Source organism: Rhodoferax sp. (assembly GCF_034520025.1).
In the GTDB taxonomy this organism is placed as follows: domain Bacteria; phylum Pseudomonadota; class Gammaproteobacteria; order Burkholderiales; family Burkholderiaceae_C; genus Allorhodoferax.
In genome coordinates this window covers 1715547-1728439 of the sequence record NZ_JAXHNZ010000002.1, presented here as the reverse complement: position 1 = coordinate 1728439, position 12893 = coordinate 1715547, and the positions used below count along the sequence as shown (strand labels likewise).

Here is a 12893-nt window from a genome sequence, read left to right as displayed (position 1 = left end):
ATGCGCATTTTCGGAATTGCCGGTTACTCCGGCATGGGCAAGACCACGCTGCTGGAACACCTGATTCCAGAGCTCAAGCAGCGTGGTTTGCGGGTGTCCCTGATCAAGCACAGCCACAAAGATATCGAGATCGACCGGCCAGGCAAGGATTCCTTTCGTCTGCGGGAGGCGGGTTGCACTGAAGTGCTGCTGCTCGGCCGCACCCGCTGGGCGCTGATGCATGAACTGCGTGGTGAGCCGGAGCCATCACTGGACTATTTGCTGACGCGATTGCAAGACTGTGACCTGGTGCTGGTGGAGGGCTTCAAGGAAGGAGACTTCCCCAAGCTGGAAGTCTGGCGTGCCAGTGAGGGGAAAAGCACCTTGTGGCCACGCTGGCCGGGCATTGTGGGCATTGCGAGCGACAGCCTGGTCCCCGAATGCACAGTGCCCGTGCTTGACCTGAAAAAGGCAAGCGCCATCGCCGATTTTGTGTTGAATCAAGCGATAGCATTACGCTGACAGCACCCATCGCCGCAGCAGGGTGCTCGTGGTGCTAGGCGGGCGTGAGGGGGCTTACTCGGTGATGAGGCTGCGCAGCATCCAGGCCGTTTTTTCGTGGACGTCAATACGCTGGGTCAAGACATCTGCGGTGGGCTGGTCATTCGCGGCATCCACCACGGGGAACAGCTTGCGGGCAGTGCGCGCAGTAGCTTCTTGTGCAGCCAGCAGGTGGTGAATCATCTCGTTGGCTTTGGGCACGCCCTCGACCTCTTTGATACTGGCAAGCTTGGTGAACTCTTTGTAGGTGCCCGGCGCTGGAAAACCCAGTGCGCGGATGCGCTCGGCAATCAGATCCAGAGCGGTCCACTGCTCGGTGTACTGCGCCATGAACATGGTGTGCAAGCTATTGAACTGGGGGCCTGTCACGTTCCAGTGAAAGTTGTGCGTCATCAGGTACAGGGTGTAGCTGTCTGCCAAAAGACCTGACAAGCCTTCGGCAATTTTCTTTCGCTCGCGTTCGCTGATACCGATGTCGATCGGCATCTTGGGTGCCACATTTTTAGCCATAACTAGCGCTCCTAAAAAACAGGTCCTCGCACGACAGTGCGCGGTGAACAAGGGTGATCCGCCCCGGGGGCAGTGTCTCAGTCTAGCGCGCTCAAAGCAAGACAGTGCAAGACTGCACCAAAACCTGTGGTGCCACTCAAAGGCTGCGCTTAGATCGACAAAGCGGCGTCGTGTGGCTCCTGCCGCGAAGCTTGGAGGGCAGCGAACGCATCGGGCACCGAGTGAAAGAACTCACCGGAGAGCTCAGTCCACAGGGGCGTGTGCACCAAACGGTCTTGTACCGGGCCTTTCACCTCCGCAAAATGCATGCGGATGCCGCGATCCTTGAGGTCCCGGTTCAAGTTGAGCAGTGCCGCCATGGCAGAGGTGTCTACCCGGTTCACCGCGGTCATGACCCACACCACATCTTGGGTGTCTGGCGCCCGGGCGAGTTCCAGTCCGAGGCGTTCTTCCACCGCTTGCAAATTGCCGAAAAACAGACTCTCGTCGATCCGCAACATCAGTGTCCGGGGCAGTGTTTCAGTGGCGTACCGGTTCACGTTCCGGAACGATTGTGTGCCCGGCAAGCGGCCGATGACAGCGATATGGGGTGAGCTAGTGCGCCACAAAAGGGTCGCCAGTGACAAGCCGATACCCACGGCAATCCCGGTTTCAATCCCTAGAGCCAGCACCCCCGATGCGGCGCCCAGCCAAGCGATTGCATCCGCTCGGTCATAAGTCCATGCCTGTCGCAAAGCGGTGAGGTCGATCATTCCCCAGGCCGCAATGATGATGTTGGCCGCAAGAATCGCTAATGGAACGTGATTCAGCCAATCTGTGCCGAGCAGCAAAACTGCCAACATGCTGACGCCAGAGACAATGCCCGCCAAGGGCGTCTGTGCACCCGATGCCACATTGATCGCCGAGCGGCTCAGGCCGCCCCCGACCGGCATACCGCCACTGAAGGTGGCCGCGATATTCGCAGCCCCCAGCCCGAGCAGTTCCCGGTTGGCATCGATACGCTCCCGCCGTTGGGTGGCCAATGCTTGTGCCATGGTGATACCTTGCACCATGCCGATAAAGGCGATCAGAAACGTCGGACCAACCAATGCACTGAAGACGGACGGGTGGGGCATCGAAAAGTCGAAAGATGCCCACTCCAGCGACACAGGGCCCACCACCGCAATACGCTGGTCCGGGTCCAGGGCCAGCCCTTGCACTACCCAAGGGCAGACCAGTATCAACAACAATGGAAACAAACGTTGCCACATTGGCCAGCGCTTCAGACCTGTGCGCGCCAAGGCTAAGGCGACAACGGCGCCTACTCCCAGCAGGAGGGTTGGAGCATGGATGTCGGGCAGCCAAGCCCAAAGGCTGTGCAGGAGTTGCCAGCTTGTACTTCCGCGGGCATCTATGCCGCCGATGAATCGCAGCTGGCTCAAGATGATGAGCAGTGCAGAGCCCGTGATAAACCCACTGACCACAGGCTTGCTCAGCAGTTGGGATAAAAAACCCAAGCGAGCCAGCCCGCACAACGTAATCAGCACGCCAGAGCCCAGGCTTAGCCACACGGCCAGCTGAAGGTAGAGCGCGCTTCCAACGGGTGCTAAGGGGCCCAGCACACTGGCCGTCATGATGGCAGTAATGGCTACCGGCCCTACCGCCTGCACCATGCTACTGCCGAACCAAGCGTAAGCGATGGCCGGCAATATGCTCGCATACAGCCCGGCCTGTGGCTGTAGGCCAGCCAGCATGGCATAGGCCAAGCTCTGGGGAATGACCAGAACGGTGAGCAACACACCCGCTATCAAGTCGTCTCGCAGGTGCTGCCTCGGGTAGTGGCGAATCCAGTGGGGTGTCAAAGGCATGCCAGATGCTAACCGGTGGGGCGGTGCTGTCTCTTTTGGTAACACAATGCAAATGCGTCAGCCTGCACCGGATGTGTGGCGTTGTGCGCTGAGTGCTTTACATTTATTTGAGGGTTTTTATGCGTGCTCCTTTTCCCTTGGCGGCTGCCGCCTTGCTCGTGGTCACTCTTTCTGCTGGGCCTGCTCAAGCCCAGGAGCAACGAAGCACTCTCGCCGACCAGCAAGAAGTGGCGGTAACGATTTACAACGACAACTTGGCCTTGGTCAAAGATGTGCGCAAGGTGCCGCTCAAGGCGGGCGCATCGGCGTTGGCGTTCCGCGATGTCAGTGCCCGAATGCGTGCTGAGACTGCGCTGATGCGCAGCTTGTCTTCTCCGGGTGCCCTGCGCGTTCAGGAGCAAAACTTTGACTTCGATCTCCTCACGCCCCAAAAAATGCTCGAAAAGTATGTGGGCAAGCAGGTCAAAGTGGTGCGCACCCATCCGACCACGGGTGCTGAAACGGTAGAGACCGCGACCGTTTTGTCGGCCAACAACGGTGTCGTGCTGCAAATTGGACAACGCATCGAGACTGGCGTTCCGGGTCGCTTGGTGTTTGACGATGTGCCGCCTAATTTGCGGGACCGCCCCACGCTGGTCATGAACCTACAGAACACCGGACCGGCCCAGCAAGATGTGGAGTTGAGCTATCTCACAGGCGGCCTGTCGTGGAGAGCAGATTACGTAGTCGAGCTCAATGCGGCTGACGATGCGCTGGATGTGTCCGGCTGGGTCACCCTGACGAATACCAGTGGGGCGACCTATCGCAACGCTCGCTTGCAATTGGTCGCGGGCGACGTAAACCAAGTGGGTCCTGAAATGGCTACACGCGGACGCCCGCAGTTGATGGCGGCTACCGCGATGGAAAAAGTCGAAAGCGATGTGGTTGAAGAGTCGCTTTTCGAATACCACCTCTACACCCTCGAGCGCCCCACCACGATTGCAGAGAATCAAACCAAGCAAGTTGCCTTGTTGTCTGCAGCCGGCGTTCCGGCACGCCGCGAGCTGGTGCTGCAGGGGGCGGACTATTACTACCAAGGGCTCTCGGGGGACCTGGGCACCAAGCTGAAAGTGACGGCGTTTTTGGAGTTCGACAACAAGGAAGCTTCCCGCTTGGGTGTGCCTCTGCCCAAAGGCGTGGCGCGGGTCTATAAAAAAGACAAGAGCGGTAACGCCCAATTCATTGGCGAAGATCGGCTGGATCACACCGCGAAAAATGAGAAGGTCCGGCTAAAGCTTGGCAACGCTTTCGACGTGTCGGCGGACAAGAAGCAAACAGATTTCAAGCGCCTTTCCAACACCTCCAAATTTGGATTCGTTGCCGAGAGTGCCTATGAAATCGTTCTGCGGAACGCAAAAAAAGAACCGGTAACTGTGACGGTGCAAGAGCCGATCCCCGGGGATTGGCAAATGCTGGCGGCCAGCCAGCCTCACACCAAGGTTTTGGCGAATATGGCTGTCTGGAAGGTGACAGTTCCAGCGGAAGGCAAAACAGTTTTGACCTATCGCACCTTGGTCCGGTATTGACCGTAGCTGGGCTTTGTCGGGATACTGTCCCTTTGATCTCTTCCGACAAAGCCCATGAAGTCACTCAGCATTGCTCTCAAGTTGTGGCTGCCCGCCATCTCCGTCAGCATCGCGCTGGTCGCCATGGCGAGTGGCTCCGCACTGAGGACCATCCGCTCGCAAGCCGTGACAGTCGCGGAGCAATCTGAGCAACAAAGCAAGCTGGAGATGAGTGCCCGCTGGTATGGCGTCGCGCAAGCCCAAGCCTTGCGCGGGATAGGCGCTGTATTGGCGAGCGAGCCCGCAGGAGCCCAGTTTTTGCTCGCAGGGAAAGAGGCCGGTGCGCAGGAAGAGGCCCGCTTGGAGTCTGAGCTCGGCCGCCTGATGCAAAGCGCCGCCGAGCGGGCCGCCTTGCAAGAGGTACAACGCAGGGCGAGCACCTTAAAAGCGGCGATTACCCGTGCTGAAGCCCTGAAAGCCACAGGTGACATGTCGGCAGCGCTCACGCACATCCAAAACGTGACCCAGTCCGAGCTCACGGCCTTTCTCTCAGCTCAACAGGCCATGGTCAAGTTGACGGAGGAGGGGGCCACCGCTTTGCGCGAAAAAGCAGGCGCAGAGCGGATGCGCACTGTTTGGTCCGTTGCCGGAATCATGGCTTTGATCGTGGTGTTGATCTCGTTGGGCACACGATTGCTGCAGCGCAACGTCTGCGACCCCTTGGACGAAGTAGTACGGGTGGCGACCGCTATCGGCAACGGTAATCTGAATGTCCGTATCCACACCGAGCGCCAAGACGAAATGGGCGATGTGTTGCGCGCGCTCGCGCACATGACTCGCTCTTTGGCGGACCTGGTGGGCCAAGTGCATAAATCGACCGGCAGTATCACGGTGGCGAGCTCCGAGATTGCGCATGGCAACCAGGACCTGTCCAACCGCACGGAGACTACTGCCTACAACTTGCAGCGCGCAGCGTCTTCCATGGCGCGACTCAATGGCTCAGTGCAGCAATCTGCAGAAGCTGCCAGGCAGGCTAATGCCATGGCCGGCTCAGCTTATTCGGTGGCGGAGAGTGGCGGCACTTCAGTGGCGCAAGTGGTGAGCACCATGCATGAGATCCACGGGTCGTCCCGCCAGATTGTGGACATCATCGGGGTGATAGACGGTATCGCGTTTCAAACCAATATTCTGGCCTTGAACGCCGCTGTTGAGGCTGCACGGGCGGGCGAGCAAGGGCGCGGCTTTGCCGTGGTGGCCAGCGAAGTGCGGGCGCTGGCTGGGCGCAGCGCCGAGGCGGCTAAAGAGATCAAATCCTTGATCGGCAGCTCGGTGGCCAATGTGGAGCACGGCTCCCGCTTGGTGGATGGCGCCGGGCAGACCATGCAAGAGGTAGTGAGTGCGGTGCAGCGGGTTAGTGGAATCATTGCTGACATCACGGCATCGAGCGCCGAACAAAGCCAAGACATGCATGAAGTGAACGAGGCAGTAAGCGAGCTGGAGCAAATGACCCAGCAGAATGCGGCGCTGGTGGAGCAAAGTGCAGCGGCGGCTGCGTCACTGCGGGAGCAGGCCGCGCTGTTGGACAAGTTAGTCGGGCGGTTTACTCTGCCCAACGCAAGCGTTCCGGCGCTTTTGCCTCACGCCGCTTCCTGATTGCTTGCTTTCCGTCCGGCGCAATGCTGGATGTCTTTGCACCAATGTGGTGCAAATGGAGTGTAAACATGCCAGGCCAGAAGTTTTTCTAAAAATTTTAGAAAAAGGCCTAAATAACCCCCTAAATCTGCCGTTAAGAATAGTACGTCAACTCCTAAAAGCCACCGGAGGGGCCGCAAGGTCTACCCAAAATGCAACTGCCAACCATTGAACGAAACCCGAATATGCGCCCCGCCGGCGTAGATTCGGTGTCGTCTGGGGCAAATAGGGTTCTCCCAGTTGCTCCGGTCAACCCGCCTGCCGGTGTTACCAAGTCGATAGAGTCCAGTCCGGATGTGATCGACAAGGTGAACCCTGCACTTAAGCCCCAAAACACCGGGGACGCGCCCTTTGAGAGTGTGGTCGACCCCTTGAAGAGGGGCAGTGACGCGGTGGCGGAGAAAGACTGGACTATTCATCGGCCGGCCAAAGAAAAGGTAGAGGATCCTCCTCCCAAGCCGATTTCACAGGTGTTGATGGACCATCTCAAAACTATGTGGACTGCAAGCGCAAGCGCCGTGCAGATCGAGCAGGTCAAGAATCAGCTCACCACGCCACAGCCGGTGTCGCCGGCCGACGCGCCTGGACAGCTGGCCAAACAGGCGCTGGTCTACAGCCCCAGCAAAATCAAGAAAACAGAAAGCATGTGAGCTGACTCCACTCCGGTGGAGTTCGCCCTGCCACCCTGGGGTGGTCTAACATCTCGGACATGTATACATCCGCACTTGTTCTTTTTTCCGGCGGTCAGGACTCCACCACCTGCCTGGCTTATGCCCTCGAGCGCTACGAGCGCGTTGAAACCATCGCCTTCGACTACCGCCAACGCCACAACGTGGAATTGACCGCGCGCCTGAATGTGTTGCGGGAGATGAAAGCGCGCTTTCCACAATGGGCGACCAAACTTGGCGAAGACCATCTGCTCGATCTGGCGGTGCTGGGTGAGGTGAGCGAGACCTCGCTGACCCGCGACACCGCATTCAAAATGGAGGCCAACGGGCTGCCCAACACTTTCGTGCCCGGGCGCAACCTGCTTTTCATGACCCTTGCTGCCGCACTGGCCTACCGCCGTGGACTGCAAGTGATCGTGACCGGCGTTTGCGAGACTGATTTTTCGGGCTACCCCGACTGCCGGGACGACACCATGAAGGCCCTCCAGCTGGCCTTGTCGCTGGGCATGGACCAGCGCTTCCTGATTGAGACCCCGCTGATGTGGATCGACAAGGCCCAAACCTGGGAGCTGGCCCATGCGCTGGGCGAGCGTTCTGGCGAGCCCGGAGGCGGCAACGCCTTGGTGGACTTGGTGGTCGAGCACACCCACACCTGCTATCTGGGTGATCGTACCCACCGCCAAGCGTGGGGCTATGGCTGCGGTACCTGCCCGGCGTGTGAGCTGCGCGCCAAAGGCTATGCCGGTTTTACAGACAAAGTGAAGCGGGCAGCAGCCTGAGCGCCGGGGCGGGCCGCTTCTGCGGCTTGCGGGTTGGGCTCCAAAATCCAGCGTTGGTTATGGAAGGCGGCAACACCCGGGCGGTGGGCAATGGATACCAGAGCGCCGCCTTTCTCGGCCACCAGATCGCACATGCGTTGGTAGAGGACCGCCTCGGCTGCTTCGTCGAGGGAGCTGGTGGCTTCGTCTGCAAATAGCCATTGGGGTTTTTTGAGTAAAACGCGGGCGATGGCCAAGCGCTGTTGCTCGCCGCCGGATAGCTTCTGGCTCCATGCGTCTACGACATCCAAGGAATCCGCCAGATGGGGTAGCAAGGCATCGCGCAGTGCCTGTTGCAGTGCGGCGTCCGGGTATTGCGGCGCCAAGGCGGGGTAGGCGAGGGCGTCGCGCAGCGTGCCATTGGGGAAATAGGCGCGTTGCGGCAGAAACATGCTGTCCGCCGGCAGTGCCACCGCCCCTTCCGAGTATGGCCAGATGCCTGCCAGGGTGCGGAATAGGGTGGACTTGCCGCTGCCCGACGGGCCTTGCAGCAGAATGCGGTCGCCCGACTGCGCGTGCAGGCGCGTGTGCTCCAGCAGCGTGGTGCTGCCCGGCAGAGTAATGCGCAAGGGGCTAGTGTCCAGCTGAGGTGCGTTTGCTACTGTATTTGTAGCAGCTTGCGCACGCTCTGTGCGGGCTATTACCTTAAAAGACTCTTCAAAACTCGTGAGGCGATCGGTGGTGGCGCGCCAACTGGCAAGGCTGCTGTAGGTGTCAACAAACCAGCTCAAGGCGCCCTGCACCTGACCGAAGGCACCTGAAATCTGCGTCAGCTGGCCCAGCTGAATGGCGCCACTGAAAAAGCGCGGTGCAGCCACCACAAACGGGAACACCACCGCGGCCTGGCCGAAGAAGCTGGTGAACCAAATCAGCCCTTTCTGGGCCTTGATCAGCGCTAGGTTGTTGCTGAGCACCCGGCTGAACCGCTCTGCCATTTGCTCCCTCACGACGCGCTCCCCCCGATCCAGCGCAATCGATTCGCTGTACTCGCGCGCCCGCACCATGTGGTGGCGGAAATCGGCTTCGACCCGTTGTTGCTCAAAATTGAGCGGGATTTGCTTGCGCCCGATGTAGTGGGTAATCACGCTGCCCACCGCGCAGTACAGCACCGCCATCCACACCATGAAGCCGGGAATCGAATAGTCCTGCCCTCCGAGCGTGAAAGCAAACGCACCGGAAAGCGACCACAAAATGCCCACAAAGCTGGCCAGCGTGACAACAGAATTCAACAGCCCCATGCTGAGCGAGATGGTGTAGCTGGTGAATTGGTTGATGTCTTCCTGAATTCGCTGGTCTGGATTGTCGGTATGGGCGCCGTGGGCTGCGGGTGCAAAGCGCGCCAGTTCCATTTGGTAAAAAGCTTGGTGCGACATCCATTTGTGCAGGTAATGGTCGGTCATCCAGGCGCGCCAGCGCATCTCCAGCAACTGGGTCAGGTAGAACTTGTAGACCGCGATGACGATAAAGCCAAAAGCGAGGTAACAGAACCGGCCGAGTTGCTCCCAGAACACGGCTGCATTCTTCTCCTGGAGCGAGTCGTAAAACAAGCGGTTCCAGTCGTTAAACACCACCGCCATGTAGACCAAGGCCAGGTTGAGGGCCACGATGGCTGCCAACATGCCGCGGGCCTTCCATTTGTCCTCAGAAGAAAAGTAGGGTGTGGACAGCGCCACGGCGCGCTGGATAAATGCCCGGAACGCCGCCCATTTGGCGGACACAGATGCCACAAGTGCCATGCAAAAAATCTCGGTTGAGGGAACAAGGCCGGCACCGCGCGGGGGCGTTGCCATGAGACCACGGGCCATATTAGCCGCGAAGTCCCGTGTGCCGCGGCTAAAGCCCTTGAAAGCCGCTGTGGTGGCCGTCGCCAGAACGGCCTGACTCGTCGTCCTGGCGCTCGGTGTCCGCCGCCTCAGCGCGGCCTGTGTGCATTGACTCCCGATTTCGCCGGTAGCCCACAAGTGCCCACCTGCGCCACGCTTGCGCATTGGCAGACAGATGGGCTTCGCCCGGTTTGTCCGACGCTTCCCCGGCAAGCGGCTTGCGCATGCACGAGGTCAGGCTAGTGGATGAGTACGACATGGCCCTCAGGATAGAGCGGCCTGTTGTGGCTGTCAGCCGGTTTTACATTGCTTTACCAAACCGGTTCTTGCGTTTACATCTGGCGAATGCGGCTAGTTGCGCACACCACTAGCGACATGTCCGCTAGGAACATGGCGGGCGGCGGACTCGATGTGACCGGTCTGGTCGTCAAAGAAAAAGTCCGGCTCAAACTCTCGCAGGAACTCGCCTTTATCCAGTCCGCCGAGGAACATGGCCTGGTCGACATCGATGTTCCAGTTCATCAGGGTCAGAATCGCGCGCTCATGGGCCGGCGCGCTGCGGGCCGTGACCAGTGCCGTACGGATACGGATGTGTGGAATACGCGCTTGCTGCAGGCGGTGCAAGGCGACTAGCAGCGGCTTGAAGGGGCCGTCCGGCAGCGGCTGGGCGACCTTGTCCATCTCGTGTTGTTGAAAGGCGGTCAGGCCGCCGCTCTGGTAGACCTGTTCGGCCTCGTCACTGAAAAGTACCGCGTCGCCGTCGAAGGCAATCCGCACTTCATTGGGGTGGTCGGCGCTGGCGTGTGCGCTGTGCGGGTATACCTGCGCGGCCGGTACGCCCGCTGCAAGGGCTGCGCGCACATCGCTCAAGTGGGTGCTCAAAAACAGGTTGGCATGCAGGGGCTTGAGGTAGCGCCAAGGCGCTTCGCCGCGTGTGAAATTGCCACGCTGGATCGCAAGCCCGTAGTGCTGCGCGGAGCGAAACACCCGCATACCCGAGACCGGGTCATTGCGTGACAGGATGACCACCTCCACCCGCTGCGAGTCCGGTTCGTTGAAGGCCAGTAGTTTTTTGACCAGTGAGAACGCGACACCGGGCTTGGCCGGCACGTCCAGCCGCTGGCGCTGCAGCTGCATGTAGGCGTGGTCGTCGTTTTGTTCGAAAACCTGGTTTTCTTCTTCAAAGTCAAAGAGAGCCCGGCTGGAAATGGCCACCACCAGCTTGCCGTCGAGGGTTAATCCCATGAGCAGTCCTTATTTTGCATTCACGATGCCCTTGAAGTCGTAGGGCACCACAATGGTTTGTACTTTGCCGTTCGCCACGCCCTCGGCGATTTTGAGGTTGGCCATGGCATTCATGTAGCCGATGGCGCCGGCGTTCGCATTCAGGGCCGCAATGCGCTCCGCTTCTTTCTTCGCGGTTTGCACTTCCACCTCTTTGGTCTTGAGCTCGTTTTGGGCGCGTACCAGTTCGTTGGCGCTTTGCACAATAACGTCAGCCGGGGTGATGGCGCGCACCTGCACTTGGGAAACGGCAATCTTGTCGCCCAGCTTTTCTTCGGTCAGGGTTTTGATGATGCTTTCGCGGATCTGCTGCTCCATCAGGGGCCGGTTGTCCGCCATCTTGAGCGACTCGTAGCCGCGCGCAACCTTGTAGGCCGCATTGCGGGCACTCAGGGCGACGTAGTTTTGCATCAGCAAGATGTCGCCGCCTTTTTCCGAGATGCCGTGGAAGGTGCGGTTCTTGGTGGTCCAGAGCTCGGACACCGCCGAGGGGTTGACGTTGTACACCACCGTCATGTCGAAGTCTTTGACGGTGGAGTTGTCAGAGGCCAGCGGCGTCATGTTGTCGACGCCCACTGCCACATCCTGGATTTTGAAGGTGAGTATTTCGCCCACCACAGTCTGGTTGAATGAGCCGGGCAGGCGTTCGGTCGGGTCTACGGTTTTATCGAAATTAACGCGCAGGCCCACTTCGCCGGTTTCGATCCGGGTGCAGGCGCTGAGGCTCAAGGTGAGTGTGCTGACAACGAGCAGCAGTGGCAGGAAAAGGGATCGCATGAGAACAAATCCTCCTAGGTTTTCTGTGTTTTATTTGACGAGTTGGTTGAGCTGGATGATAGGCATGAGCACCGCCAGCACGATCAGCATCACCACGAGGCCCATAGCCACAATCAGCAAGGGCTCCAGCAGGGTGGCGAGTTGCAGGGCGCGGCGTTGCACCTCGGTGCGCAGCTGCAGGGCTGCGCGGTCCAGCATATGGGGCAGGCGGCCGGTTTGTTCCCCGAGCCGGGCGAACATGCTGAGCAGCGCCGGAAAGCGCTGGTTGCGCGCCAAGGCGCTGGCTAACGGGGCGCCCTCGCGCACCAGGGTTAGGGCCTCCAGCGCGTCGTCCCGCATGGCGTGGTTGCTCAGCGTCTCGGCGGCTGCTTGCAAGGCCTTGAGAATGGGTACGCCCGCGGCGGCCAGCATGGCCAGGGTGCTGGCAAAGCGCGCGGCGTTATAGCTGCGGGACATACGGCCTAGCACTGGCAAGCGCAGCCAGGCAGCATCCGCTTTAGAGCGAAAAGCGGCACCAGCCCAGGCAATTCTTGCGCCAATAGCTCCTAAAATAATAGCAATCAACACGAGCAGGCCATACGACCGCACGGCATCGCTGATCGCCAGCATGATGCGGGTGAGCAAGGGGAGTGCCTGCTTGGAGCCTGCAAACACGTTGGCGATCTGTGGGACCACATAGGCCAACAGAAACAGCACGATGGCCAAAGCCACCAGGCTCACGATGGCAGGGTACAGCGCTGCCCCCAATAATTTGGACGACAGGTTTTGCTGCTCTTCCAGGTCATCCGCCAGCCGCTCCAGTACCAGCCCGAGTTGGCCGCTTTGTTCGCCGGCGCTCACCACCGCCACATAGATGTCTGAAAACTCCCGCGGATGTTGCGCGAGGGCAGTGCCCAGCGGTTTGCCACCGTTGACCTCCGAGCGGATGGTGGCCACCACATCGCGCTGGGCTGGCGTTTCGGCTTCTTCGGCCAGCGAGCTCAGGGCTCGCTCCAGCGGCAGGCCTGCGGCTACGAGGCCTGCCAGTTGCCGTGTCCAGACGGTGCGCTGCGCGTTATTGAACGCACGCGATCCCCATGCGCGCCGCGGGGTGCCCGGGGCGCTGCTGTCCACATGAAGCGCCTGAACCTGAAGGGGTACCAATTGTTGCGAGCGCAGTAGGCTGCGTGCAGATTTGGCCGTGTCGGCCTCTAACACGCCCGAACGGGATTTTCCGTCGGCATCAAGGGCTTGGTAGGAGTAGGCAGGCATGGCGCAATAGTAGCGGGGTAGCGGGTGGCGCGGGTTTTCCAGCATGACAAAAACACCCGTCCAACGCATACTCCAATAAAAGCACGACCGTGCTATTTTGATGATTGCCTGAGGACACAAACAGCAGGCCGGCCATCAC

12 protein-coding genes are annotated in these 12893 nt (G+C 59.8%); 5 read left to right on the top strand and 7 right to left on the bottom strand.

All coding sequences use genetic code 11. The features are described from left to right. A complete protein-coding gene (gene mobB, locus U5L73_RS16530) occupies positions 1-501 on the top strand; it encodes a molybdopterin-guanine dinucleotide biosynthesis protein B (protein ID WP_322563359.1) in 501 nt (166 codons plus the stop codon). 54 nt (positions 502-555) lie between these two features. Here the strand turns inward: mobB and U5L73_RS16525 are convergent, their stop codons facing one another. Beyond that, positions 556-1050, bottom strand: a complete 495-nt coding sequence (locus U5L73_RS16525; protein WP_322563358.1) for a Dps family protein — start codon at positions 1048-1050, stop codon at positions 556-558. 149 nt (positions 1051-1199) lie between these two features. After that, entirely contained in the window at positions 1200-2897 is a 1698-nt protein-coding gene (locus U5L73_RS16520; protein WP_322563357.1) for a SulP family inorganic anion transporter, read from the bottom strand. Between the two features lie 119 nt (positions 2898-3016). Here U5L73_RS16520 and U5L73_RS16515 point away from each other — a divergent pair, with 119 nt between their 5' ends. The 4 genes from U5L73_RS16515 (at position 3017) to queC (ending at position 7580) form a co-directional block, all read left to right on the top strand. Next, positions 3017-4462, top strand: a complete 1446-nt coding sequence (locus tag U5L73_RS16515; RefSeq protein WP_322563356.1) for a DUF4139 domain-containing protein — start codon at positions 3017-3019, stop codon at positions 4460-4462. A 54-nt stretch (positions 4463-4516) separates the two neighbouring features. Continuing rightward, positions 4517-6094 (top strand): methyl-accepting chemotaxis protein, encoded by a 1578-nt coding sequence (locus U5L73_RS16510; protein ID WP_322563355.1) that lies wholly within the window; start codon positions 4517-4519, stop codon positions 6092-6094. Between the two features lie 191 nt (positions 6095-6285). After that, positions 6286-6783: a hypothetical protein gene (locus U5L73_RS16505; RefSeq protein WP_322563354.1), complete on the top strand. Its 498-nt coding sequence runs from the start codon at positions 6286-6288 to the stop codon at positions 6781-6783. Between the two features lie 59 nt (positions 6784-6842). Continuing rightward, positions 6843-7580: a 7-cyano-7-deazaguanine synthase QueC gene (gene queC, locus U5L73_RS16500; RefSeq protein ID WP_322563353.1), complete on the top strand. Its 738-nt coding sequence runs from the start codon at positions 6843-6845 to the stop codon at positions 7578-7580. Here the strand turns inward: queC and U5L73_RS16495 are convergent. From U5L73_RS16495 to gspF, 5 genes are all read right to left on the bottom strand, one after another. Then, positions 7538-9355, bottom strand: a complete 1818-nt coding sequence (locus U5L73_RS16495) for an ABC transporter ATP-binding protein/permease (RefSeq protein WP_322563352.1) — start codon at positions 9353-9355, stop codon at positions 7538-7540. The two genes, queC and U5L73_RS16495, sit on opposite strands and share 43 nt — an antisense overlap. A 97-nt stretch (positions 9356-9452) precedes the next feature. Next, on the bottom strand, positions 9453-9701 hold the full coding sequence (locus tag U5L73_RS16490; RefSeq protein WP_322563351.1) for a hypothetical protein: 249 nt from the start codon (positions 9699-9701) through the stop codon (positions 9453-9455). 92 nt (positions 9702-9793) lie between these two features. After that, a complete protein-coding gene (locus U5L73_RS16485) occupies positions 9794-10687 on the bottom strand; it encodes a 5'-nucleotidase (protein WP_322563350.1) in 894 nt (297 codons plus the stop codon). A 9-nt stretch (positions 10688-10696) separates the two neighbouring features. Continuing rightward, entirely contained in the window at positions 10697-11503 is an 807-nt protein-coding gene (locus tag U5L73_RS16480; RefSeq protein WP_322563349.1) for an SPFH domain-containing protein, read from the bottom strand. A 30-nt stretch (positions 11504-11533) separates the two neighbouring features. After that, positions 11534-12754, bottom strand: a complete 1221-nt coding sequence (gspF, locus tag U5L73_RS16475) for a type II secretion system inner membrane protein GspF (protein WP_322563348.1) — start codon at positions 12752-12754, stop codon at positions 11534-11536. Positions 12755-12893: the final 139 nt, after the last annotated feature.